The organism is Halopseudomonas xinjiangensis, from assembly GCF_900104945.1.
In the GTDB taxonomy this organism is placed as follows: domain Bacteria; phylum Pseudomonadota; class Gammaproteobacteria; order Pseudomonadales; family Pseudomonadaceae; genus Halopseudomonas; species Halopseudomonas xinjiangensis.
The window spans coordinates 202,231-226,937 of sequence record NZ_LT629736.1; the positions used below are offsets into that span (position 1 = coordinate 202,231).

At 61.0% G+C, this 24,707-nt stretch carries 24 protein-coding genes and 1 tRNA gene; 21 read left to right on the top strand and 4 right to left on the bottom strand.

Going from position 1 to position 24,707, the window contains the following annotated elements; translation table 11 throughout:
• Positions 1-17: 17 nt before the first annotated feature.
• A complete protein-coding gene (locus BLT85_RS00950; protein ID WP_093391388.1) occupies positions 18-1,127 on the top strand; it encodes an NADH:flavin oxidoreductase in 1,110 nt (369 codons plus the stop codon).
• On the opposite strand, the gene BLT85_RS00955 is transcribed toward BLT85_RS00950, so the two are convergent.
• Positions 1,119-2,363: a glycosyltransferase family 4 protein gene (locus BLT85_RS00955; RefSeq protein WP_093391390.1), complete on the bottom strand. Its 1,245-nt coding sequence runs from the start codon at positions 2,361-2,363 to the stop codon at positions 1,119-1,121. The genes BLT85_RS00950 and BLT85_RS00955 overlap by 9 nt on opposite strands.
• A gap of 53 nt (positions 2,364-2,416) precedes the next feature.
• Complete coding sequence (cysZ, locus tag BLT85_RS00960; protein ID WP_093391393.1) at positions 2,417-3,160, bottom strand: sulfate transporter CysZ; 744 nt, start codon at positions 3,158-3,160, stop codon at positions 2,417-2,419.
• Between the two features lie 138 nt (positions 3,161-3,298).
• Between cysZ and BLT85_RS00965 the strand changes: the two genes are divergently transcribed.
• From BLT85_RS00965 to BLT85_RS00980, 4 genes are all read left to right on the top strand, one after another.
• The gene (locus BLT85_RS00965) at positions 3,299-3,898 is read left to right on the top strand and encodes a peroxiredoxin (RefSeq protein WP_093391394.1); all 600 of its coding nucleotides are present in this window, start codon (positions 3,299-3,301) and stop codon (positions 3,896-3,898) included.
• Between the two features lie 98 nt (positions 3,899-3,996).
• Positions 3,997-4,944, top strand: a complete 948-nt coding sequence (gene trxB, locus BLT85_RS00970) for a thioredoxin-disulfide reductase (RefSeq protein WP_093397222.1) — start codon at positions 3,997-3,999, stop codon at positions 4,942-4,944.
• A 140-nt stretch (positions 4,945-5,084) separates the two neighbouring features.
• On the top strand, positions 5,085-5,399 hold the full coding sequence (locus BLT85_RS00975) for a DUF2388 domain-containing protein (protein WP_093391395.1): 315 nt from the start codon (positions 5,085-5,087) through the stop codon (positions 5,397-5,399).
• 17 nt (positions 5,400-5,416) lie between these two features.
• The gene (locus BLT85_RS00980) at positions 5,417-7,354 is read left to right on the top strand and encodes a DUF7844 domain-containing protein (protein ID WP_231701509.1); all 1,938 of its coding nucleotides are present in this window, start codon (positions 5,417-5,419) and stop codon (positions 7,352-7,354) included.
• Between the two features lie 44 nt (positions 7,355-7,398).
• On the opposite strand, the gene BLT85_RS00985 is transcribed toward BLT85_RS00980, so the two are convergent.
• Positions 7,399-7,485 (bottom strand) — tRNA-Leu (locus BLT85_RS00985).
• A 126-nt stretch (positions 7,486-7,611) separates the two neighbouring features.
• Here BLT85_RS00985 and queA point away from each other — a divergent pair.
• The 5 genes from queA to secF all read left to right on the top strand — a co-directional run bounded on the left by queA (position 7,612) and on the right by secF (position 13,036).
• Positions 7,612-8,658 (top strand): tRNA preQ1(34) S-adenosylmethionine ribosyltransferase-isomerase QueA, encoded by a 1,047-nt coding sequence (gene queA / locus BLT85_RS00990; RefSeq protein ID WP_093391396.1) that lies wholly within the window; start codon positions 7,612-7,614, stop codon positions 8,656-8,658.
• Positions 8,659-8,666: 8 nt separating this feature from the next.
• Positions 8,667-9,785: a tRNA guanosine(34) transglycosylase Tgt gene (gene tgt / locus BLT85_RS00995; protein WP_093397226.1), complete on the top strand. Its 1,119-nt coding sequence runs from the start codon at positions 8,667-8,669 to the stop codon at positions 9,783-9,785.
• 54 nt (positions 9,786-9,839) lie between these two features.
• Entirely contained in the window at positions 9,840-10,175 is a 336-nt protein-coding gene (yajC, locus tag BLT85_RS01000) for a preprotein translocase subunit YajC (protein WP_093391397.1), read from the top strand.
• A gap of 64 nt (positions 10,176-10,239) precedes the next feature.
• Entirely contained in the window at positions 10,240-12,111 is a 1,872-nt protein-coding gene (secD, locus tag BLT85_RS01005; RefSeq protein ID WP_093391398.1) for a protein translocase subunit SecD, read from the top strand.
• Positions 12,112-12,121: 10 nt separating this feature from the next.
• On the top strand, positions 12,122-13,036 hold the full coding sequence (gene secF, locus BLT85_RS01010) for a protein translocase subunit SecF (RefSeq protein WP_093391399.1): 915 nt from the start codon (positions 12,122-12,124) through the stop codon (positions 13,034-13,036).
• Positions 13,037-13,209: 173 nt separating this feature from the next.
• Here the strand turns inward: secF and suhB are convergent, their stop codons facing one another.
• A complete protein-coding gene (gene suhB / locus BLT85_RS01015) occupies positions 13,210-14,025 on the bottom strand; it encodes a type III secretion system regulator SuhB (RefSeq protein ID WP_093391400.1) in 816 nt (271 codons plus the stop codon).
• Between the two features lie 138 nt (positions 14,026-14,163).
• Here suhB and trmJ point away from each other — a divergent pair, with 138 nt between their 5' ends.
• From trmJ to bamB, 11 genes are all read left to right on the top strand, one after another.
• Complete coding sequence (trmJ, locus tag BLT85_RS01020; RefSeq protein WP_093391401.1) at positions 14,164-14,940, top strand: tRNA (cytosine(32)/uridine(32)-2'-O)-methyltransferase TrmJ; 777 nt, start codon at positions 14,164-14,166, stop codon at positions 14,938-14,940.
• Between the two features lie 4 nt (positions 14,941-14,944).
• Positions 14,945-15,769 (top strand): serine O-acetyltransferase, encoded by an 825-nt coding sequence (cysE, locus tag BLT85_RS01025; protein WP_093391402.1) that lies wholly within the window; start codon positions 14,945-14,947, stop codon positions 15,767-15,769.
• Positions 15,769-16,923 carry an IscS subfamily cysteine desulfurase gene (locus BLT85_RS01030; RefSeq protein WP_093391403.1) on the top strand — a complete coding sequence of 385 codons (1,155 nt, stop codon included), beginning with the start codon at positions 15,769-15,771 and terminating at the stop codon, positions 16,921-16,923. Before cysE ends, BLT85_RS01030 begins: the two co-directional genes overlap by 1 nt.
• 122 nt (positions 16,924-17,045) lie before the next feature.
• Positions 17,046-17,477 (top strand): nucleoside-diphosphate kinase, encoded by a 432-nt coding sequence (gene ndk, locus BLT85_RS01035; RefSeq protein WP_093391404.1) that lies wholly within the window; start codon positions 17,046-17,048, stop codon positions 17,475-17,477.
• A gap of 32 nt (positions 17,478-17,509) precedes the next feature.
• Positions 17,510-18,667: a 23S rRNA (adenine(2503)-C(2))-methyltransferase RlmN gene (gene rlmN / locus BLT85_RS01040; protein ID WP_093391405.1), complete on the top strand. Its 1,158-nt coding sequence runs from the start codon at positions 17,510-17,512 to the stop codon at positions 18,665-18,667.
• A gap of 15 nt (positions 18,668-18,682) precedes the next feature.
• The gene (gene pilW / locus BLT85_RS01045; RefSeq protein ID WP_093391406.1) at positions 18,683-19,441 is read left to right on the top strand and encodes a type IV pilus biogenesis/stability protein PilW; all 759 of its coding nucleotides are present in this window, start codon (positions 18,683-18,685) and stop codon (positions 19,439-19,441) included.
• On the top strand, positions 19,438-20,412 hold the full coding sequence (locus tag BLT85_RS01050; RefSeq protein WP_093391407.1) for a RodZ domain-containing protein: 975 nt from the start codon (positions 19,438-19,440) through the stop codon (positions 20,410-20,412). The genes pilW and BLT85_RS01050 overlap by 4 nt, the downstream gene beginning before the upstream one ends.
• 2 nt (positions 20,413-20,414) lie before the next feature.
• Entirely contained in the window at positions 20,415-21,527 is a 1,113-nt protein-coding gene (gene ispG / locus BLT85_RS01055; RefSeq protein WP_093397228.1) for a flavodoxin-dependent (E)-4-hydroxy-3-methylbut-2-enyl-diphosphate synthase, read from the top strand.
• A gap of 41 nt (positions 21,528-21,568) precedes the next feature.
• A complete protein-coding gene (hisS, locus tag BLT85_RS01060; RefSeq protein ID WP_093397231.1) occupies positions 21,569-22,819 on the top strand; it encodes a histidine--tRNA ligase in 1,251 nt (416 codons plus the stop codon).
• 38 nt (positions 22,820-22,857) lie between these two features.
• Complete coding sequence (locus tag BLT85_RS01065) at positions 22,858-23,496, top strand: YfgM family protein (RefSeq protein WP_093391408.1); 639 nt, start codon at positions 22,858-22,860, stop codon at positions 23,494-23,496.
• Between the two features lie 8 nt (positions 23,497-23,504).
• Entirely contained in the window at positions 23,505-24,641 is a 1,137-nt protein-coding gene (bamB, locus tag BLT85_RS01070) for an outer membrane protein assembly factor BamB (protein ID WP_093397233.1), read from the top strand.
• Positions 24,642-24,707: the final 66 nt, after the last annotated feature.

The window sequence follows — 24,707 nt, forward strand, 5'->3', positions numbered from 1 at the left end:
CCTCAGGAGCATTTGGCATGTCCGCAGATACCCGCCCGCTATTCGAATCCTTTGAGCTGGGCCCGCTTTCGCTCAACAACCGCATCGTCATGGCGCCGATGACGCGCAACTTCTCGCCCCGTGGCGTACCGACCGAGCAGGTCGTGGATTACTATCGCCGCCGCGCCGAGTCGGGCGTGGGCTTGGTCATCACCGAAGGCACTACGGTCGATCACCAGGCAGCTAACGGTTATCCGAACGTTCCTGCGTTCCACGGTGAGGAAGCACTGGCGGGTTGGAAGAAGGTAGTCGATGCGGTGCATGCGGTTGGCGGCAAGATCGCGCCGCAACTGTGGCACGTCGGCAACGTCCGTCGGCTGGGTACCGAGCCGAACGGGGATGTCCCGGGTTATGGCCCGATGGACAAGATCAAGGATGGCAAGAAACTCGTGCACGGTATGACCAAACAGGACATCGACGATGTGGTGCAGGCCTTTGCCAAGGCGGCGAAGGACGCCAAGGCGATCGGCATGGATGCGATCGAGCTGCACGGTGCGCACGGCTACCTTATCGACCAGTTCTTCTGGGAAGCGAGCAATCAGCGCGACGACGAATACGGCGGCAGCATGGAAAACCGTGGCCGCTTCGCAGTCGAGATCGTCCGCGCAGTGCGTGAGGCAGTCGGGCCTGACTATCCGATCATCTTCCGTTTCTCGCAGTGGAAACAACAGGATTACACCGCGCGGCTGGCGCCCACTCCCGAGCTGCTCGAGCAGTTCCTCAAGCCGTTGTCCGAGGCAGGCGTCGACATTTTCCACTGCTCGCAGCGTCGCTTCTGGGAGCCGGAATTCGAAGGTTCGGACCTCAATCTAGCCGGCTGGACTCGCAAGATCACTGGCAAACCGACCATCACCGTCGGCAGTGTCGGGCTGGATGGCGAGTTCCTTGAGTTCATGGTCAAGACCGACAAGGTTGCCGAAACCCAGAACATCGACGGGCTGTTGGAGCGCCTCGGCAAGGGCGAGTTCGATCTGGTCGCGGTAGGTCGCGCACTGATCGTCGATCCGCAGTGGGCCGAGAAGGTTCGCGAAGGTCGCTTCGCCGATATTCTCCCGTTCAGCCGCGAAGCGCTGAAAACGCTAGCCTGACCGACCGGACCCGCCGCTCTGTGCGCTGGGTCCGCGTCTGATCATCATGTCGGTCGCCGGACTCGTTCGAGTCGCGGCGGCTTTCTGCAGATAGCCCGCAAAGCGTTCGATCACCGCATCCCAGGTCAACTGGCAGGCGCTGTGCCGTGCATGCAGGCGGACCCCGCGTAGCCCTTCAGCGTCGTCGATCAGCCATCTGAGATTTTCCGCAAATTGCCTTTCATCCGCAGCGGTCGCCAGGCAGCCACTGTAGCGGTCGTGTATATGCTGGTTAGCTGCGGCCAGATCGAAGGCGTTGACTGCCAACCCTGAAGCCATGGCCTCGATCACCACGTTCCCGAAGGTTTCGGTCAGGCTGGGGAAGAGGAAAATGTCGGCGCTGGCATAGTGTCGGGCGAGCTCCGGGCCGTTCAGATTGCCGGTGAATAACGCGTCGGGAAGCGCTTTCTGTAGCTGGCGCTTGAGCGGTCCGGTACCCGCAAGTACCAGACGCAGCTGGCTGGCGGCCTGGCCGGGCTGCTCATTCAGGCTGCGCCAGGTATCCACCAGCAGTTGCAGGTTCTTCTCGTTCGCCAGGCGACCGACGTATAGCAAGACCAGATCGTCGTCCCCAGCCTGCCAGGTCTCGCGCAGCTCTGCGCTGCGGTGGCGGGGGTGGAAACGTTCATGGTCCACGCCTCGCCCCAGCGCTGCCAGATTATGGATGCCAAGCCGGGCCAGTTCGTTCTGCTGCGTCATGCTTGCGGTCAGGGTCAGCTGCGACTGGTTGTGAAACCAGCGCAAGTAGGCACCGGCCGCGGCGCCGAACATCCCTAGTCCGTAATGTTCGGCGTACTGATGAAAGTTGGTATGAAAGCCGCTGACCACCGGCAGCCCCAGCCGGCGGGCCGCGCGCAGGGCAGACCAGCCGAGCGGGCCTTCAGTCGCGACATACACTGCGTCGGGTCGCCGCCGGCTCCAGATTTGCGTCAGCAGCCGGCGCGCAGAGCGCCCCACCTGCAGTTCCGAATAGCGAGGTATGGGCATGCCCATCACGCGCTGCTCGGACAGATCGCCGGCATCGTCGCGGCCGGGCTGCTCCCCAGGCTGAGCCGGACGAACCAGCTCGACCTGGTGGCCGAGTTGCAGCAGTCCTTCGCAGAGATGGCCGAGCGTGTTGGCTACGCCATTGACCTGCGGCGGATAGGTTTCGGTTACCAGCGCGTAGCGCTGAAGCGGAGAAGAGGGTGTTTTCATCGGACCATTCTGGTCCCGATGAGTGATCGAATTATGACGGAATCATTGCGAATTTATGGCATCGGCAGCTCGCGCTCGCGTACCCACATGATGGTCGAGCCGGCCACTGCAGCCGGCATGACCAGCAGATTCACCAGCGGGATCAGCATGCCGAAATACACCGGCAAGCCGAACCCGAGTGACAGCAGCCGCCGGCCTTTCATCCAGCGCAGCATGTCGATGAAGCTGACCTTGTCGTTGTCGGCCTGATAATCCACATACTGCACAGCCATCATCCACACACCGAACGCCAGTAACAGCGGCGAGGCGACCAGATTCACCACCGGCACCAAGGTAAGTAACAGCAATACCAGCAGGCGCGGCAGATAGTAGGCGATCTTGCGCAGCTCGCGACCGATGCTGCGCGGCACGACCATCAGAATGTCACCGTAGCTGGTCGGCGGGCTGACCAGACCGCGCTCTTCTTCGGCGACTTTCTCCGCGAGAAATCCATAGAAGGGCGAAGCGATCAGGTTGGCCAGCACACTGAAGCCGAAGAACAGCGTCACTATCACCACCAGCGCGAACAGCGGCCATAGTAGCCATTCGACGAAGCTCGCCCACTCCGGCAGCCGCGGGACGAGTTGATCCATCCAGTAGTTGAACTGCCGCGCACCGAAGCCGATCAGTGCCACGAACAACACCAGATTCAGCAGCAGCGGGATGACCATGAAACGGCGCAAGCCGGGGCGTCGAATGGCGGCCCAACCTTCTCGGAAGTAGTCGGGACCGCGTAGCGGATTCAAAGGAGGGTTCATGCGGTGCAATTCCTTGATCGAGAACAGTCGTCGGCAGAGCCGATAGCGGTAAACTATGCGCGCGATATGCCGATTGGAATACCTAACTTGCCTTCGGTGCCCTAAGATGGGCACCGCTTGATATCACAGGAGTGTTACATGAGCGTACTGGTCAACCGCCCCGCACCGGATTTCGTGGCCCCGGCGGTCCTGGCGAATGGCAGTATTGTCGAGGACTTCGATTCCTCCACGCTGCGCGGCAAGTACGTGGTCGTGTTCTTCTGGCCGCTCGACTTTACCTTCGTCTGCCCGTCCGAGATCATTGCGCACAACAACCGCATGGACAAGTTCAAGGCGCTAGGCGTCGAAGTGCTCGGCGTATCGATCGATTCGCAATACACGCACTATGCCTGGCGGAATACGCCGGTAGAGAAAGGCGGTATCGGGCCGGTAGAGTTCGTCATGGTCGCCGATGTAAAGCATGAGATCACCCGAGCCTACGGAATAGAGCACGATGACGGCGTTGCGTTGCGCGCCTCATTCCTCATCGATCGTAAGGGTATCGTCCAGCATCAGGTAGTGAACAACCTGCCGCTGGGTCGCGAGGTCGACGAGATGATCCGTCTGATCGAAGCACTGCAATTTACCGAAGAGCACGGTGAAGTGTGTCCTGCCGGCTGGCGGAAGGGCCAGAAGGGCATGAAAGCGGACGCCGAGGGTGTCGCTGCCTATCTTGCCGAAAATGCCGGCCAACTCTGAATTCGCTTTGTGAGCGGCGTCCGGAATCTGTCCCCTTTGACCGGCGTAACCGCTCCTTTTATTGATGCCACCGCATGCGCGGTGCTTTGGAGGTCCTGATGTCTGAAGTGCGTCATTCCCGCCTGATCATTCTGGGTTCGGGCCCTGCCGGCTACAGTGCTGCGGTTTACGCTGCGCGTGCCAACCTCAAGCCGCTGTTGATCACCGGCATGCAGATGGGCGGTCAGCTGACCACCACCACCGAGGTGGACAACTGGCCGGGCGATGACCAGGGCGTGCAAGGGCCGGAGCTGATGGAGCGCATGCGCAAGCACGCGGAACGCTTCGAGACCGAAATCGTGTTTGACCATATCAACAAGGTCGACGTGACCCAGCGTCCTTTCACCCTGACCGGCGATAGCGGCGTCTATCAGTGCGATGCGCTGATCATCGCCACGGGTGCATCGGCACGTTATTTGGGCCTGCCTTCCGAGGAAGCCTTCATGGGCAAGGGCGTTTCCGCCTGCGCGACCTGCGATGGGTTCTTTTACCGTAACCAGGACGTGGCCGTGGTGGGTGGCGGTAATACGGCTGTCGAAGAGGCGCTGTATCTGGCCAACATCGCGCGCAAGGTCACCGTGGTACATCGCCGCGACGTGTTCCGTGCCGAGAAAATCATGGTCGACAAGCTGCTCTCGCGAGTCGCGGAAGGCAAGGTGGAGCTCCGGCTTAACTGCACGCTCGACGAAGTGCTGGGCGATGAGAGTGGTGTGACCGGGATGCGCATCGCGCATAACGAAGGCGGAACCGAAGATATCGCACTGAGCGGCGTGTTCATCGCCATCGGTCATACGCCTAACACCGGGCTGTTCGAAGGCCAGCTGGACATGCATGACGGCTATCTGAAGATCAAGAGCGGTACCGAGGGCAACGCTACCGCCACCAACGTGCCTGGCGTATTCGCTGCAGGTGATGTGGCCGATCACGTCTATCGCCAGGCAATCACCTCCTCCGGCGCAGGCTGCATGGCAGCGCTGGATGCCGAACGCTTCCTCGATCAGCAGTGATCGGTCTGTAAGCTGATGCCGGAGCCCGCCAGGGCTCCGGATAACTTCCGCTCAGCGGCACCTTCGCAAGCGGTCAAGCTCTGGTAGTCTGTGCGCACCCGCGCCGGTATTCCGGGGCTTTGATCATTTGAGGAATTTTGATGAAACCAGTCTCCCTAGTCGCGCTTTGTCTGTTGGGTTTTGCTTCCGGCTCTTTTGCCAGCAGCTTCGTTGCTACCACCGACACCATTGGCGCCTCGCTGGCCAACACGGTCGAAGGCACAACCAACGTCACCTCCTCGGTTGGTGATGATAAGGTCGTGCTCGAAGCGCGCCCCGATGCGGCTTCATTTGTGGCCAGCGAAGGCGACATCCGGGGCGTCCGCCTCGAAGCGGCACTGAAGCACATCCGCACCGAACTGCCGCAGGTCCAGGCGAGCGATATGCAGCTGGCCGAGGCCATCCTCGCTCTTTGAACGATACGTACACAGCGTTGCGATCGATACTCGTAACGCTGATTCTTTGTCTGTGCTTTTCAGCTAAGGCGGCTGCCCTCCAGCTGCTTTTCGACGATCCTACGTTAACCCCGCTCGAACGCCAGATCACGCTCGATCTGCTGGATCAGGCGCATCGGTCGCTTCCGCCGACTATGGTGGAGCGCCTCGATCGGTCGGTGGAGGTCAGCTGGAGTCGCCGCTTGCCGCCGCACGTGATCGGTCGTGCTACCGTCGCCGGGCAGCTGTGGCTGAATAGGCAATGGTTGGCGCCGCTGGTCGCAGCGGTAGGAGATTCTCCGTTTGACGAACGCAGTCACGGCGGCTTGCGCAAGGAGTTGCTCTCAACCGTCATACATGAGCTTGGGCATATGTACGACCGTGCTCAGACCGGGCCGTCGGAACAGCGAGGGACGCTCCGGCGTTGTCGGTGGCAGTTTCAGAGCACGGGCGTTGTTGGGCTCTCCGCTGCGTGTCGTGGCAGCGGTCAACGTCGACACAGCCTCAGTGACGATCCGCGGGTGCTCGATCTGGCGGGCTGGTCGGAACTGACCGGAGGCCGCGGTCAGCGGTACTTGGCAAGCGATCGGCCGGACCGCACCCCGGATGCCTATGAGCTCAAGAGTCCGGCGGAGTTTGCCGCGGTCAATCTGGAGTATTTCCTGCTGGACCCGGAGTACGCCTGTCGGCGGCCGGAGCTTTACGACTACTTCGCGGATCACTTTGATTGGGCGCCACCCCGTGCCGCTTGCGGTCAAAGCTATCCTTACCTGCGCGCTGGCTTGCGTGATGATCATCCGGTGGTCGGCTCGATCGATCCATCCCGTCTCTACGCCGTGCACTATCTGCTGGCGGAGCCGAACCGGGAATGGGCAAGTCGCTGGGGGCACAGCATGTTGCGAGTGGTACTGTGTGCCCCAGGCCGTGCGCCAGGACCTGACTGTCTACTCGACCTGGAGCATCATCTCGTGCTCTCGTTCCGAGCCTTCGTCAATGACCTGCAGCTTTCCAGTTGGGATGGTCTGACCGGCGAATACCCGTCTCGCCTGTTCATCCTTCCGCTGGGTCAGGTGGTCGATGAATACACTCGGCTGGAGCTGCGCGGCTTGCAATCTATTCCGCTCGAGCTCAGCGCAGAGCAACGCGCCGACCTGATCAGGCAGGCCGCGCAACTGCATTGGAGTTATGACGGGCGCTATTACTTCGTCAGCAACAATTGCGCGGTGGAAACGCTCAAGCTGCTACGGATCGGCACGCGAGATTCCCGGCTGGCGACACTGGAGAGCATCACCCCGACCGGGCTCTTGCAAGCACTGGACGCGCGGGGAATGGCTGATCTCGAGGTGATCAACGATCGCAACGCCGCATTGCGCCGGGGCTATTACTTCGACTCGCAACGCCAGCGCTATGAGCGAATGTTGATGGTGGTACGCGACGAACTCCCTATTCAAGCTGAAGATCTTGATGGCTGGCTGGAGCTACCAGCCGCGTCACGGCGCTCTGTGATTCAGCAGGCTGGGCGCCGCGCTTCAGCGGCTTTGCTGGTGCTGGAACAGGCTGCTCATGATCGACACATGATGCTGGCGCAACAGGAGGTCAAACGGCTCTATCTGAGCCAGCCCCAGGGTGATGGCGCTGCGGCAGGTCATTTGGTCGAGCAGTTGCTGGCCCAGAGCGCCTTTCTCAGTCGCCCGGCGTCTTTGTCTGTGTCGGGTTATGGCTTGCCGCAGCCCGAGGAATGGGCGCTGATGCAAGACCAGGCGCGGCGACGACATTCCGAATTGAAGCAGCTGGCCGAGAGCGTCGAGCAGATGCTGCCTGGGTTGTTGAGCCCTGATCGACAGAGAGAATTAGAGGGTGCGAAACACAACCTGGAGTTGCTGGCCGAGCGTATCCGCACGATGCACAGGGCGTCGGGAGGTATGCAGCTGCACTGAAAGGGATGTGTTGCTGGAAATACTGACCATCCGAAGAGTTCGGATGGTGCCTCGGGGGAGAATCGAACTCCCACTCTGTCACCAGAAACGGATTTTGAATCCGCCGCGTCTACCAATTCCGCCACCGAGGCTTTGCGCTTTTGCCAAGCCGGCGCGGAGTATACGAATCCGCCCCCACTGTGGTCAATGCATTCGTAGAGACCTTCGGTCATTTCCGCTAAGATAGCCGGCTTTTCATCCAGGCGGTCCCCACTTTCATGCGAGTCAGTGATTTCCGGTTCGAACTACCCGACGAGTTGATCGCGCGGCATCCCTTGGCCGAGCGTAGCGCCAGCCGGCTGTTGTGTCTGGATGGCCCAACCGGTGCGTTCATGCACAGGCAGTTCGTCGATCTGCTGGACTGTCTGCGCGCCGGTGATCTGATGGTGTTCAACAATACCCGGGTGATTCCGGCGAGGCTGTTCGGCCGCAAGGAAACCGGTGGCCAGGTGGAGATACTGGTCGAGAGGGTACTGGACGGTTTTCGCGTGCTGGCGCACATCCGCGCAAGCAAGTCACCCAAGCCGGGCAGCAGGATCCTGTTCGACGACGGCGCCTCGGCGGAAATGCTGGCCAGGCATGACGCCTTGTTCGAGCTGCGTTTCGAGCAGCCGGTACTGCCGCTGATGGAGCGGGTAGGGCACATGCCGCTGCCTCCCTATATCGATAGGCCGGATGAGAGTTCCGATCGCGAACGTTACCAGACGGTATATGCCGAGCGCGCCGGCGCCGTGGCGGCGCCGACCGCAGGCCTGCATTTCGACAAGGCACTGCTCGAAGCCATTCGTGCAAAGGGCGTGAGCACCGCCCAGGTGACACTGCACGTCGGTGCAGGAACCTTCCAGCCGGTGCGTGTCGAGCGGATCGAAGACCATCACATGCACAGCGAGTGGCTGGAAGTGGACGAGTCAGTCGTCGAGGCGGTCAAGGCATGCAAGGCGCGGGGCGGGCGCGTCATTGCGGTGGGCACGACGAGTGTCCGCTCGCTTGAAACTGCGGCGCGCGACGGAAACATTCAGCCATTCTCCGGCGACACCGACATCTTCATCTATCCGGGTCGTCCGTTTAATGTGGTCGATGCGCTTGTGACCAATTTCCACCTGCCGGAGTCGACGCTGTTGATGCTGGTCTCGGCCTTTGCCGGATATAGCGAGACGCTGGCGGCATACCGCGAGGCGGTAGAGCAGCGCTACCGGTTTTTCAGTTACGGTGATGCCATGTTCATCACCCGCAATCCGGCGGCAGCCGGGCCCGAGGACCTTTGATGAGTCACATGCAGTTCGAATTGCTGGCTACCGATGGCCGGGCACGCCGCGGTCGTCTGACCTTTCCGCGTGGCGTGGTCGAAACGCCTGCCTTCATGCCTGTCGGAACCTACGGCACGGTCAAAGGCATGCTGCCGCGGGATGTGGAAGCTATCGGTGCGCAGATCATTCTCGGCAACACCTTTCACCTGTGGCTGCGCCCGGGTACAGAGGTCATTCGCGCCCATGGTGACCTGCACGATTTCATGCAATGGAAAGGGCCGATCCTCACCGACTCCGGTGGCTTTCAGGTTTTCAGTCTCGGCAAGCTGCGCAAGATCAAGGAGGAGGGCGTCACCTTCGCCTCTCCGGTCGACGGTGCCAAGGTGTTCATGGGACCGGAAGAATCAATGCAGGTGCAGCGTGATCTCGGCTCGGACATCGTGATGATCTTCGACGAATGCACACCCTATCCAGCGGATGTCGATACCGCTCGCCGCTCGATGGAGTTGTCCCTGCGCTGGGCGAAGCGCTCGAAAATCGCCCATGGCGGCAACCCTTCGGCACTGTTCGGCATCGTTCAGGGTGGTATGCACGAGGATCTGCGCCTGCGCTCGCTCGAAGGGCTGAACGAGATCGGCTTCGACGGCCTGGCCATTGGCGGTCTGTCGGTTGGCGAGCCGAAGGAAGAGATGCTTCGCGTGCTGGACTTCCTGCCGCCGCATATGCCGGCAGACAAGCCACGTTACCTCATGGGCGTCGGCAAGCCGGAGGATCTGGTCGAAGGAGTTCGGCGCGGGGTGGACATGTTCGATTGCGTGATGCCGACGCGGAACGCTCGCAATGGTCATCTCTTCACCGATTCCGGTGTGGTCAAGATCCGCAATGCAACTCACCGGCATGACACCTCGCCGCTGGATGCCAACTGCGACTGCTATACCTGCCAGAACTTCTCCCGGGCGTATCTCCACCACCTGGACAAGTGCGGCGAGATGCTCGGCAGCATGCTGAATACCATACATAATCTGAGACATTACCAGCGCCTGATGGCCGGTTTGCGCGGTGCCATTCAACAGGGTACATTGAGCGCCTTTGTGGAAGACTTCTACGCCCGACTTGGCCTGCCGGTCCCACCGCTTGAGGCCTGAAATGCGTCACGGAAGCCCAATTTCGTTTTGCGAATCATAAAACAGGAGTAGCACATGAGCTTTTTCATTCCGGCCGCCGTGGCCCAGACTGCCGAAGGCGCCGCTGCGCCCATGGGTGGTGGTTTCGAGTGGATTTTCCTGATCGGTTTTCTGGTCATCTTCTATCTGATGATCTGGCGTCCCCAGGCCAAGCGCGCCAAGGAACACAAAAACCTGATCGGCGGCCTGAGCGCGGGAGATGAAGTCGTCACCGGCGGCGGTATCCTCGGCAAGGTAAAGAAGGTCACCGACGAGTTTGTCGTGCTCGAGGTATCCGACGGCCAGGAGCTGAAGTTCCAGAAGGGCGCCATCGTCGCATCGTTGCCCAAGGGCACGCTCAAAGCGATCTGATCTCTCTGATAATCACCGTTTCCGGGCGCCCTTAAAGGCGCCCGGATTGTTAGCGGGCTACCCAATGCTCAATCGTTACCCCTTGTGGAAATACATGCTGATCGTCGTTGTGCTGGCGCTCGGTGTGCTCTATGCATTGCCTAACCTGTATCCCGACGATCCGGCCATTCAGATTTCCGGATCCAGCTCCACGCAGACCATCAGCGAGGCGGAGTTGGACCGCGCCCGTAATGCGCTGGCTGGCGCTGGTATCGAGGTCAAGGGCACCGAGGTCGGCTCCAACGGCCGTTCGGGCCTGATCCGGCTTGTGAGCCAGAGCCAGCAGCTGCCGGCGCAGGATGTGATCCGCCGGGAGCTCGGCCAGGATTATGTCGTTGCGCAGAATCTCGCCCCCACCACGCCCGATTGGCTGAGAAGCATCGGTGCGGGTCCGATGAAGCTCGGTCTCGACCTCTCTGGTGGCGTGCACTTTCTGCTTGAAGTTGATATGGACCGAGCGGTGACCAACCGCGTCAACGTCTACGAAAGCGAGGTGCGCAGCCTTCTTCGCAGCGAACGAATTCGCTATCGCAGCTTGCCGAATCAGGGCAATACGCTGCAGTTCGGTTTCGAAACCGACGAACAGCTGAATCGCGCGCGGGGCGTCATTGCCGCCCAGTACAATCAGTTTCAGTTGACCGAGGCGAGCCGCGAAGGGCTCGAAGTGTTGCGTCTTACTCTGACCGATGCCGAGATGGCCGAGATCCGCGAGTACTCCCTGCGGCAGAACCTCACCACGGTCCGCAACCGGGTGAACGAGCTGGGCGTCGCCGAGCCGCTGGTACAGCGTCAGGGCGCCAACCGCATCGTCGTCGAGCTTCCGGGTGTGCAGGACACGGCGGAAGCCAAGCGCATTCTCGGTAAGACTGCCAACCTTGAATTCCGTCTCGCGGCCGAACCGAACGCCCCGCGCGCTACCGTCGAAACCTTCGAGTTCCGTGGCGGCGAGGGTCGCCCGCCGGCAGAAGTCGAGCGCAGCATCATTCTTACCGGTGACCAGGTAACCGACGCCCAGTCCAACTTCGACGAGAACGGCCGCCCGCAAGTGAACATCCGCCTGGATGGCCACGGCGGCGAACTGATGACGCGAGCCACCCGTAACAACATCGGTCGGGGCATGGCGGTTCTGTTCATCGAGCAGCGCCAGATCAGCCGTGAGGTCGAGAAGGAAGTCGACGGCCAGATGCAGACTGTCGAGGTCCCGGCGTTCGTCGAAGAGAAGTCGATCATCAGTCTGGCGACGATACAGAGCACGCTGGGCAACCAGTTCCGAATCACTGGTCTGGATTCGCCGGCCGAGGCGTCTGAACTTGCGTTGCTGCTTCGTGCGGGTGGTCTTGCTGCGCCGATGTACTTCGTCGAAGAGCGCACCATCGGCCCGAGCCTGGGTGCGGAGAACATTGCCAAGGGTGTCACTGCCACCCAGGTCGGTTTCCTCGCGGTGCTGGTGTTCATGGTGATCGTGTACAAAGCCTTCGGCATCATTGCCGGCGTCGCCCTGTCGTTGAACCTCGTTTTGCTGCTTGCGCTCATGTCGCTGCTCGGCGCAACACTGACATTGCCTGGCATCGCGGGGATCGTCCTGACGCTGGGTATGGCGGTCGACGCGAACGTGCTGATCTTCTCGCGCATCAAGGAAGAAATCTCCTCCGGGGTCTCCGTCCAGCGCGCCTTGCATGAAGGTTTCGACAAGGCGTTCTCGGCCATCCTCGACGGCAACCTGACCACCTTGCTGGTAGGCGTGATCCTGTTCGCGATGGGCTCCGGCCCGGTCAAGGGGTTCGCGGTGACGCTGTCCCTGGGGATCATCACGTCAATGTTCAGTGCCATTATGGTCACCCGCGCCATGGTGAACCTCTCTGTGGGCGGGCGCGACATCAAGAAGCTGTGGCTGTGAGGGCTGAACCATGATCGTCAAGAACACAATCAATTTCATGGGGCTGCGCAGGTTCTTCTATGCGGTCGCCGTGGTGCTTATGCTCGGCTCCGTCGTCAGCCTGGTTGTCAAACAGCTGAATCTGGGCCTGGATTTCACCGGCGGTGCGCTGGTCGAGCTCAACTATGAAGAGGCGGCTGATCTGGAGTCGATCCGCCAGACGCTGCACGCGGCGGGCTGGGATGATGCCGTTGTGCAGAACTTCGGTGCATCCACCGATGTGTTGATCCGTCTGGCCAGTGATGATCCCGATCTTGGCAGCGAAATCGCCAGACTGATTCAGACCGAAGATGCCGGTGAGGTTACCGTCGAGCGGGTCGAGTTCATCGGGCCGCAGGTCGGCGAGGAGCTGCGTGACCAGGGTGGTCTGGGCATGCTGCTGGCGATGGGGGGCATTCTTCTCTACGTTTCGCTGCGCTTCCAGATGAAGTTTGCTGTGGCGGCAATCGTGGCGTTGGTGCACGACGTGATCTTCACGCTTGGGTTCTTCGCCTTCTTCGGTCTGTCTTTCGATCTGACGGTGCTGGCTGCGTTACTGGCGGTGATTGGCTACTCGTTGAACGACACCATCGTGGTGTTCGACCGGGTTCGGGAAAACCTGCGGTTCATGCGCAAGACCGATCTGGTCGAGATCATCAACGTATCCACCACCCAGACGCTTGGCCGTACGTTGGCCACGTCGTTATCGACGGTGATCGTGCTGCTGGCATTGTTCTGGTTCGGCGGCGAGAACATCCATGGCTTCGCCACGGCACTGCTGATCGGTGTAGGCGTCGGTACTTATTCGTCGATCTACGTGGCGAACGGCCTGTTGGTGACCATGAACCTCACCCGCGAGGATCTGATTCCTCCGCAGGTAGAGGAGGCTGTAGACGACCGCCCCTAGGCAAGCAAGGCCGAGTCGGCGCAGACTAAAAAGCCCGCACGGATATCCGTGCGGGCTTTTTCATTCTTAGGGCTACGAAGCAGAAGTTGCGTTGATGATCTTCGAAATCGGAGCCCTGGCCTCCCCCGGCTGGCTTGCAGCTTACAGCTAGCCGCTTGAGGCTGATGAAACGCTCAGCGCTTCATGCCTGGCGTCAGGTGCGGCTGGATCGCGGTCAATACTGCCTTGAAGCATTTGGGATTGCCGGCAACGATGTTGCCTTTTTCCAGGTAGTGATGCCCGCCAGTGAAGTCACTGACCAGCCCGCCAGCTTCCTGAATCAGCAGTGTGCCTGCTGCCATGTCCCACTCGGCCAGGCCGAATTCCCAGAACGCATCGAAGCGGCCAGCGGCTACGTATGCCAGATCCAGGCTGGCAGCCCCGGCGCGGCGAATGCCTGCAGTCTGACCGACCAGGGCGCGGAACATGCCAAGGTAGTTGTCCAGCGCATCGAGCTGATCGTCACGGAACGGGAAGCCTGTGCCCAGCAGCGCGCCGTCGAGACTCTTGCGCGGGCTGACGCGCAGGCGTTTGCCGTTGAGTGCGGCGCCCCGGCCGCGGCTGGCCGTGAATTCTTCCTGGCGAATCGGGTCGAGGACGACAGCGTGCTCGATACGACCCTTGATGCGACAGGCAATGCTTACGGCGTAATGCGGCACGCCGTGGATGAAATTGGTGGTGCCATCCAGCGGATCGATGATCCACACCACATCCGCACCGTCACCGCGGCCCGGCTGAAAGCCCGACTCTTCTGCATGGATGCCATGGTCGGGGTAGGCCTTGCGCAACTGCTGGACGATGGTCTGCTCGGCAGCCCGGTCGACCTCGGTGACGTAGTCCTTTGCGTCCTTTTCATTGATGGTCAGAACATCGAGGCGGTCTATGGAGCGATAAATCAGTTCTCCAGCGCTGCGCGCGGCGCGCAGAGCGATGTTCAACATGGGCTGCATTGGGGAAATCTCTGTAAAGGAACACGAAAAGCCGGAAATTGTAGCAGACATGCTGTCCGACTTGTATGCGTCATGGTTATTGCGCGCTGGCTTTTGTAAGATGCACGGTTCCTTTAAACGCACGGCCGAGGGCAAGGTGTGAACAGAGTTCGCGTAGTGTTGGTGAACACCAGTCATCCGGGAAATATCGGTGGTGCCGCCCGGGCAATGAAAAACATGGGCATCTCCGAGCTGGTGCTGGTCGACCCCGAGCGCTTCCCCGATCCGGACGCCCGCGCCCGTGCTTCGGGCGCTGACGATGTGCTCGAAGGGGCGAGGATCGTCGCGACACTCGAGGAGGCAATCAGCGATTGCGTCCTGGTGCTGGGCACCAGCGCGCGCGACCGGCGTATTCCCTGGCCGGTGGTCGATCCTCGTGAAGCGGCTGGCCTGGTGCTGGATCAGCTGGACGACGCGCCCGAAGCGACCGTGGCACTGGTGTTCGGTCGTGAAGACTCCGGCTTGACCACTGATGAGCTGCAGCGCTGCCAGTATCACGTGCATATCCCGTCGAACCCGGAGTTCAGTTCGCTCAATCTCGCTGCCGCAGTGCAAGTGCTCTGCTACGAACTGCGCATGCTCGATTTGCAGCGGTCCGGCCAGCCAACCAAGATGAAGAAGACCGAGACCACCTCTATCCAGAACGAGATTCCCGCTACGGCGGAGGAGATGGAACGTTTTTATGTTCATCTGGAGCAGGTGCTGGTTGAAATCGGCTTCCATGACCCTCAGAAACCGAGGCAGCTGATGCCGCGTCTGCGTCGTCTGTATGGCCGGATCAGACCCAACCAGGTGGAAATGAACATTCTGCGCGGTATCCTGACCGAAACCCAGAAAGCTATCGGCGTCCAGGCGTCCGGTGAGCGGAGACGTTAAAACCATGTTCAAGCGCATGAAGGAAGACATTGCCAGTGTGTTTCACCGGGACCCTGCCGCCCGGAATACGCTTGAGGTGCTGTTCTGTTATCCGGGTTTGCATGCGATCTGGATCCACCGGCTGAGTCACTGGCTCTGGCAGCACGAAGCGCGTCTGCTGGCACGCATGCTGTCAAATTTCGCGCGCTGGATGACCGGCATCGAGATCCATCCGGGGGTAAAGCTGGGTCGTCGCTTCTTTATCGATCACGGCATGGGTGTGGTGATCGGCGAGACCGCCGAAATCGGCGACGACGTTACCCTTTATCAGGGGGTCACGCTTGGCGGTACCAGCTGGGGCAAGGGCAAGCGTCATCCCACGCTGGAAGACGGCGTGGTCGTCGGAGCCGGCGCCAAGGTGCTGGGGCCGTTCACCGTGGGCGCCGGGGCCAAGATCGGCTCGAACGCAGTGGTGACCAAGCCGGTACCCGCCGGCGCCACGGCTGTGGGAATTCCCGGAAGGATCATTGTGAAGGAGCCGGCAGAGGAGCTGGGCGAGCAGTCGGCTCGGCGCCAGGAGATGGCCGAGAAGCTCGGCTTCGATTCCTACGGCGTCACCAAGGACATGCCGGACCCGGTCGCGCGTGCCATCGAGCGCATGCTCGACCACATGCACGCCGTAGACAAGCGTATGGAAGGCATGTGCCGCGCTCTGAGCGAACTGGGCAGCGACTACTGCGCCAAGGATCTGCCGCGTCTGGATGATCATGACTTCGACATACTCAAGAGCGACTCGGTCGCGCCGGATACCGGCGCCGCGCCAGTCGACGAGACACAGGCCAAGTACTGATGCGACTGCCGATCTACCTCGACTATGCAGCGACTACGCCGGTTGATCCGCGCGTCGCCGAGAAGATGATGGCCTGCCTGACGTTGGACGGCAATTTTGCCAACCCGGCCTCGCGGTCGCATATTTATGGTTGGAAGGCCGAGGAATCGGTCGAGGCCGCTCGCCGTCAGGTCGCTGATCTGGTTGGTGCCGATCCCAGGGAGATCGTCTGGACGTCCGGCGCCACCGAATCGAACAATCTGGCGATCAAAGGCACGGCCCATGCTCTGGCGCACCGCGGCCGCCATCTGGTCACCTCGCGCATCGAGCACAAGGCGGTACTCGATAGTTGTCGCCAGCTCGAACAGGAAGGCTTCGAGGTGACCTATCTCGATCCGGGTGCTGACGGCGTAGTCACTCCGCAAGCGCTCGGCGAGGCGCTTCGGGAAGACACCATCCTGGTGACACTGATGCACGTGAACAACGAAATCGGCACGGTGCATGATCTGGCGGGGCTGGGAGCGGTCGTGCATGAGCATGGTGCGCTGTTCCATGTGGATGCAGCGCAATCCACCGGCAAGCTTGCGATCGACCTGAAGACGCTGCCGGTCGATCTGATGTCCTTCAGCGCGCACAAGACGTACGGGCCCAAGGGTATCGGGGCGCTATACGTTCGCCGCTCACTCGAGGTGCGGCCACAGGCGCTGATACACGGGGGCGGCCATGAGCGCGGTATGCGCTCCGGGACCCTGCCGACACACCAGATTGTCGGCATGGGCGAGGCTTTCGAGCTGGCAGGGCTATCCATGTCGGCAGAGCGCGAACGAATCAGCGATCTGCACACGCGCTTTCTGGCAGGGCTGGAGGCACTTGAGGGCGTCCAGCTCAATGGCAGCGCGAGCAGCCGCGTACCGCATAATCTCAATGTGTCGTTTTCCGGAGTCGACGGCGAGTTGCTGCTGCTGTCGCTCAAGGATCTGGCACTCTCGACCGGTTCGGCCTGCACCTCTGCGGCGGTGGAACCATCCTATGTGCTCCGCGGCATCGGCTTGTCCGACGAGCGAGCACATGGCTCGCTGCGCATTTCCCTGGGCCGATTCACCTCCGCGGAAGAGGTGGACCAGGCGACTGGCATCCTTTGCGACGTCGTCACCCGCCTGCGCAAGAGTTCCTGACACAACGCCTTGCAGTTCGATCTGCAGGGCTGTTACGCATTTGTAATCAACCTGCGTATAATCCGCAGGTTAACAATCTCTCGTAACCTTCTATCCTGTCTAATAACTGTCTGGAGAGTTTTATGGCTGTTGAACGCACTCTGTCCATCATCAAGCCCGACGCCGTTGCCAAGAACGTCATCGGTCAGATCATCAGCCGTTTCGAGCAGGCTGATCTGCGCGTGGTCGCGGCCAAGATGGTACAGCTGTCCCAGTCGGACGCCGAAGGCTTCTACGCCGAGCACAAGGAGCGTCCGTTCTTCAAGGATCTGGTTGCGTTCATGACTTCCGGTCCGGTCGTTGTCCAGGTGCTTGAAGGCGAAGGCGCGGTACTGAAGAATCGCGACCTGATGGGCGCTACCAACCCGAAGGAAGCGGCTGCCGGCACTATCCGCGCCGACTTCGCCGAGTCAATCGATGCGAACGCCGTTCACGGTTCCGATTCGACTACTTCGGCTGCCCGCGAAGTCGCTTACTTCTTCGCTGAAACCGAACTCTGCCCGCGTAGCCGCTAAGCGCAGACCCGACCTGGAGTGATGTCATCTCTATGACCGACACCGTTACCAAGACCAATCTGCTGGGTCTGACTCAGCCGAAGATGGAAGCGTTCTTCGAGGAAATCGGGGAAAAGCGTTTCCGTGCCGGTCAGGTGATGAAATGGATACATCACTTCGGCGTCGCCGATTTTGACGAGATGACCAATCTCGGCAAGGCCCTGCGCGAAAAGCTCAAGGCCCGTGCCGAGATTCGCGGTCCGGAAATCGTCAGTGAAGATATTTCCCGAGACGGCACGCGCAAGTGGGTCGTGCGTGTCGCTTCGGGCAGTTGCGTCGAGACGGTGTACATACCGCAAAACGGCCGCGGCACCCTGTGTGTTTCCTCGCAGGCGGGCTGTGCGCTGGACTGCAGCTTCTGTTCGACCGGCAAGCAAGGTTTCAATAGCGATCTGACCGTGGCCGAGATCATCGGTCAGGTCTGGGTCGCCAACAAGTCTTTCGGGACAGTCCCGGCGAAAGTCGACCGGGCGATCACCAACGTGGTGATGATGGGTATGGGTGAGCCGCTGCTCAACTTCGACAACGTCGTCGATGCCATGACCCTGATGATGGACGACCTCGGTTACGGTATTTCCAAGCGCAAGGTGACACTGTCCACCTCGGGCGTGGTCCCGATGATTGACAAGCTGGCGTCGGTCACCGACGTAGCGTTGGCGTTGTCGTTGCACGCGCCCAACGATCAGCTGCGTAACGAGCTGGTACCGATCAACCGCAAGTATCCTCTGGACATGCTGCTCGCTTCTTGCAACCGGTATATTGCCGGGCTTGGCGAAAAGCGTTACCTGACCATCGAATACACTCTGCTCAAGGACGTCAACGACCAGCCTGAGCACGCCGAACAGTTGATCGAGCTGCTGCGCCAGACGCCTTGCAAGATCAACCTGATTCCGTTCAATCCGTTCCCGCATTCGGGCTACGAGCGGCCGAGCAACAACGCCATTCGCCGTTTCCAGGACATGCTGCATCGGGCCGGCTACAACGTGACCGTGCGCACGACGCGGGGCGAGGATATCGATGCGGCCTGCGGTCAGCTGGTAGGCCAGGTGGCCGACCGTACCCGCCGTAGCGAGCGCTACATCGCGGTGCGCCAGTTGGCGACCGATGGTACGGCCGGCATCGTGCCGCCTGTCTCCAGTCGCCAGGTCTGACGAGGTGATTCAGGAATGATCAAGCCGATAGTCACAGTATGGATGCTGAGCTTGGTATTGACCGGTTGCATGACCACGACCGGGGATAAGCCGCGCAAGACCGACCCGAATGCAGCGCGCGATTCCTATATACAACTTGGCATCGGGTATCTGCAGGAAGGCGAGACCGAGCGCGCCAAGGCGCCGCTCAGCGAGGCATTGCGGATCGATCCACGTTCGTCAGCCGCCCATATGGCGCTGGCCCTGGTGTTCCAGCAGGAAGGCGAAGACGTTTCGGCGGAAAAGCATTTCCGCGCAGCGCTGGCCAGCGAGCCGGACAGCGCCCGCATTCTGAATAACTACGGAGCCTTCCTGCTGGAGCAGGAGCGCTACGAGGAAGCATTGCGTCACTTCGAGAAAGCTGCGCTCGATACCCTGTATCGAGAGCGCTCACGAGTGTTCGAGAATCTTGGTCTGACGCACATGCGGATGGGCAATATGGACGAAGCCAAGGCCAGCTTCGAGCGCGCGCTGCGGCTGAATAGCCGGCAGCCGCTGGCTCTGCTGGAATTGGCAAAGATCGAATTTGAAGCCCAGAATTATGTACCAGCCTGGGAATACTATCGCCGCTTTACCCAGCTGTCGGGCCAAACTGCATCCAGCCTCTGGTTGGGCGTGCAACTGGCTCGTCGGTTCGAAGACCACAGCCGGGCTGCGAGCTATGCATTGCAACTGCGCCGCCTCTATCCAGTCAGTCCCGAGGCCAAAGCGCTCAAAGCGTCGGAGTCATCATGAGCTCAGATCAAAACGATTTTGCAGCCGGCAGCCAGGATGCGCCGCGGTTCGCCAGCCCCGGCGAGGCCCTGCGCGACGCGCGGCTCCAGCATGGACTGGATGCGACCCAGGTCGCGGAAGCGCTGAGGTTGTCGCCGAAGACCCTGGAATACATCGAGACCGGGCAGTTCGATCGGTTGCCGGGCGACACGTTCGGTCGCGGTTACATCCGCGCCTACGCCCGTCTGCTGAAACTCGATCCAACCCCTTACGTACTCGCCTATGATCGCCAGATGGGGATCCAGGAGCGTGAACGGCCTGTCCACGGCATCAGTCAGGTGGCGCCCTACACCCAATCCAGCCGGTTGTGGGTGCGCGGCACGACGGCAGCGTTGATGCTTGCGGTGGTCGGTTGCGGTGTATGGTGGTGGAGCGCGGATCAGCGGCCCCAGCAGGCACAGCTTGCCAGTAGCCCGGATGGACTGCTCGAAGACGTGCAGATCGATTCACTGCCGCCGCCGGTGCCGATTCCAGGTATGCAGCGCGCCAACCTGTCATTGATCGAGCGGCCCGAAAGCGGCGCGGACCTGGCGAGCTACAGCGCGCCAGGGGGCGCGGCCGAGCAGGCCGATACCGCCACTGAGCAACGCGCGGTAAGCGCGTCGAATACAGCGGCAGCGCCGACGCCACCGGCAGCAGTCGAGCCACAGCCGGCCACCGCCACTGCCACCTCGACCAGCGACGGTCGCAATCTGCAGATGAGCTTCAGCGACAACTGCTGGGTGCAGATCAGCACGATGGAGGGCAGGGTCGTGCACAGTGGGCTTATGCAGGCCGGGCAGAGCATTACCATCCCGCAGCAGGGCCCGCTTCAGGTGGTCATTGGCGCCGTCGAAGCAGTTGAATCCATTCAGCTTGCCGGTGCGCCTGTCCAGTTGCCCAGCCACAAACAGTCCGGCGTAGTGCGTCTGCGTCTCGACGAACGGGGTTGATGATGCACCAGTCTTCGCCGGTCAAACGCCGGATATCGCGACAGATCAAGGTTGGCTCGGTTCTGGTTGGAGGCGATGCACCGATTTCGGTGCAGAGCATGACCAATACGGAGACTTGTGACGTCGATGCGACCGTTGCGCAGATCCAGCGCCTGGAAGCGGCCGGTGCCGACATCGTGCGTGTCTCGGTGCCGAGCATGGAAGCTGCCGAAGCCTTCGGCAGAATCCGCCAGCAGACCAGCATGGCCCTCGTTGCGGATATTCATTTCGACTACAAGATCGCTCTGCGGGTAGCCGAACTGGGCGTCGATTGTTTGCGGATCAACCCGGGCAACATCGGTCGTGAAGATCGTGTGCGCGCCGTAGTCGATGCTGCAAGACATCACGGCATCCCGATCCGTATCGGCGTGAACGCCGGCTCGCTGGAAAAGGACCTGCAGAAGAAATACGGCGAACCGACGCCGGAGGCCCTGGTCGAGTCGGCATTGCGCCACGTAGAGCATCTGGATCGCCTGGACTTCCAGGACTTCAAGGTCAGTGTCAAGGCGTCCGACGTGTTCATGGCGGTCGGCGCCTATCGGCTGCTCGCCAGCCAGATCGAACAGCCGCTCCATCTGGGTATTACCGAGGCCGGTGGCTTGCGTTCGGGTACGGTGAAGTCTGCGGTCGGTCTGGGCATGCTCCTGGCCGACGGTATTGGCGACACCATCCGCATCTCGTTGGCAGCCGACCCGGTCGAGGAGATCAAGGTCGGTTTCGATATCCTCAAGTCGTTGCGGTTGCGCTCGCGCGGTATCAACTTCATTGCCTGCCCCAGCTGCTCGCGGCAGAACTTCGATGTGGTCAAGACCATGAACGAGCTGGAATCCCGGCTGGATGATGTACTGGTTCCGCTGGACGTCGCGGTCATCGGCTGCGTCGTCAATGGTCCGGGTGAAGCGCGCGAAGCGGATATCGGGTTGACTGGCGGTACGCCGAATAATCTGATGTACGTCGATGGGAGTCCTGACCAGAAGGTCGACAACGACAACCTGGTGGACCGTCTGGAACAAATGATTCGTGAGAAAGTAGCCGCCAAGTTGGCGCTCGACGCCAACACCATCGCTCGCGGCTGATTAAGGAAAGTACTTTGAAGACCCTCCAAGCCGTGCGCGGCATGAATGATATCCTGCCCGCCGACAGCGCTCTATGGCAGTACCTTGAGCGTACGGTAGCCGATCTCCTGCGTGGCTACGGTTATCAGCAGGTTCGCTTGCCGATTGTCGAGCCCACCGAATTGTTCAAGCGTTCGATCGGCGAAGTGACCGACATCGTTGAAAAGGAAATGTATACCTTCGCCGATCGGAATGGCGACTCGCTCACCCTGCGTCCGGAAGGGACGGCCGGGTGCGTACGTGCGATGCTTGAGCATGGTCTGCTGGGCGGCGGCATGAGTCAGAAGGTGTGGTACACCGGCCCGATGTTCCGGCACGAGCGTCCGCAGAAAGGCCGATATCGCCAATTCAACCAGATCGGTGTGGAAGCGTTCAATCTGTCGGGCCCCGACATCGATGCCGAGCTGATCATCCTCAGCTGGCGCCTTTGGAAGCAACTCGGCCTGAGCGAAGCCGTGACATTGGAACTCAACAGTCTGGGAACCGCTGGGGACCGTGCCCGCTATCGTGACGACCTTGTGAGTTACCTACGTGAGCGCTTCGATCGGCTCGACGAAGACAGCCAACGTCGTCTGGAAAGTAACCCTCTGCGTGTGCTGGACAGCAAGAATCCCGACACCCAGGCACTCCTGGCCGACGCCCCTAAGCTTGCGGACTATCTCGACGAACAGGCACGTGCGCACTTTGAAGGTTTGCGTGCGTTGCTCGATGCAGCCGGGGTGCCTTACGTCATCAATCCCCGTCTGGTACGAGGCCTGGACTACTACGGTTTGACCGTTTTCGAGTGGGTGACCGATCGGCTCGGCGCGCAGGGAACCGTATGCGCCGGCGGTCGATACGACGGCCTGGTCGAGCAGCTCGGAGGCAAGCCGGCACCTGCGGTAGGCTTCGCCATGGGTATGGAGCGTTTGCTTCTGCTCATCGACACGCTGGGGCAGGTTCCTGAAGAGCTGGCGCGCCAGGTGGACGTCTATCTCGTCACCCTGGGTGACGCGGCCGCCACAGCCGGGTTCCGGCTCGCCGAGCAACTGCGTGACAGCTTGCCTGGCCTGCGGCTGGTAGTGCATTGTGGCGGCGGCAGTTTCAAGAGCCAGTTCAAGAAAGCAGACAAATCCGGCGCGCTGTATGCGCTGATCCTCGGCGAAAACGAAGCAGCGGAGAGCAAGGTTGGCCTGAAGCCGTTACGTGCCGAGAGCGAACAGGAAAATCTGGGCTGGCACGACGTGCCGGCTCGGCTGGCAGAACTGATTTAGCGATTCCATGCGCTCTGGGGCGCAGCAAGGAGTGTTAGGTGGACCGGACAGAAGAAGAACAGATCGAACATCTCAAGGACATGTGGCGTCGCCACGGCGTGCCGATTCTTGTCGGTGCCGGCCTGGCGCTGGCTGCCGTGGCTGGCTGGAAAGCCTGGGTGAGCCATCAGGAGTCGCAGGCGGCTGGGGCCTCGAGCGCCTACCAGACCATGCTGGAAACTATCCTGACCGCTGATGATGAAGCCTCCAGGTCGCGTGCCGCCGAGCTTGCTGATCAGTTGCGTGAAGACTACGCCAACACCCGCTACGCCGAGTTCGCCGGTCTGATGCAGGCTCGCCTTGCGGCGGATGCCGGGGATTTCGCTGGTGCCGAGACGCTACTCGAGAATGTCGTGCAGTCTACGGACGACGGGGCTCTGGCCGAGATCGCGCGGCAGCGCCTGGCCCGTGTACTGGCCCAGCAGGACCGGGCTGAAGCCGGTCTTGAACTGTTCAGCGGAGAGGTGTCCGGCTTGCTCCTGGCTGGTCGAGAGGAAGTTCGCGGCGACCTGCTGGTCAGTCTCGGTCGCCATGACGAAGCGCGCCAGGCCTATCAGGCAGCCATCGAAGCGACTGAGGATCCCCGCAATCGCCCGCAGTTGCAATTGAAGCTCGATGACCTGGCGGAGGAAGCCTAGTGAAGCGGATGTCCCGATTGTTGATTGCCGGCTTTGCTGCAGCCGTGCTGGCAGGTTGCGGCTCGTCCAGCAAGAACGAACTTCCGCCAGCGGAGCTGGAGAAATTCGAAGCAGAGGTCGAACTCGATCGCGTATGGAAGCGCAACATCGGCGTCGGCCAGGGCAAGCTGTATAACACTCTTGTGCCTGCTCTCGACGGCTTGCGCCTGTACGCCGCCGATGCGCGCGGCCGGGTGGTGGCAATGGATCGTGATGACGGTTCGGTCGCCTGGCAGGTCAAGCTCAAGGAGCCGCTGTCCGGCGCAGTGGGCACTGGCGGTGGTCGCGTTCTGGTTGGCACGCTCGACGGCAAGGTCATCGCGCTGGACGAAACCGATGGCAGCGAAGTCTGGCGCGCCAGCGTGTCCAGCGAAGTGCTCGCTCCGCCGCAGTCCAACGGCGATGTGGTCGTGGTCCAGACACAGGACGACAAACTGTTTGCGCTGGACATCAGCTCGGGTGAGCGTCGCTGGTTATATGAATCAACTCAACCGGTGCTGACTGTGCGCGGTCACAGCACGCCTGTGGTGAGCCTGCGTCAGGTATTCGCAGGTCTGTCCAGCGGTCGGGTGGTATCGGTGGCCGCGGAAAACGGTATTCCGATTTGGGAACAGCAGGTCGCCCAGCCAAAAGGCCGTTCGGAGCTTGAGCGGATGGTCGATATCGACGGCAAGCTGGTACTGGACGATCGGACGTTGTATGCCGCGTCCTTCCAGGGGAATCTCGCTGCGCTCGACGCAGAGTCCGGCAACCAGCGTTGGCAGCACAAGGCATCCAGTCACGGTGGTCCGGCGGTCGGGTTTGGCAGCGTATATCTGAGCCAGGCCGATGGTGTGGTGGAAGCGGTCGACCAGGGTCGTGGCACCACACTGTGGCGCAACGAAGATCTGCAGCGCCGTCGCCTTACCGCCCCGGTAACCTTCAGCAGCTACGTCGCCGTTGCCGACTTCGAAGGTTACGTGCATCTGCTGGCACAAACCGACGGACGTATGGTCGGGCGGGTTCGGGTTGACCGCAAAGGCGTGCGCGTGGCGCCGATCGTGGTTGGCGACACCTTGTTCGTGTTCGGTAACAGCGGCGATCTGGTTGCGCTGAAACTGGACTGATCCGGAAACGGGTTATACTTTCCCGGCCGCTGCGCATTGGTGCAGCGGCCGTTTTGTTTTCAGGCA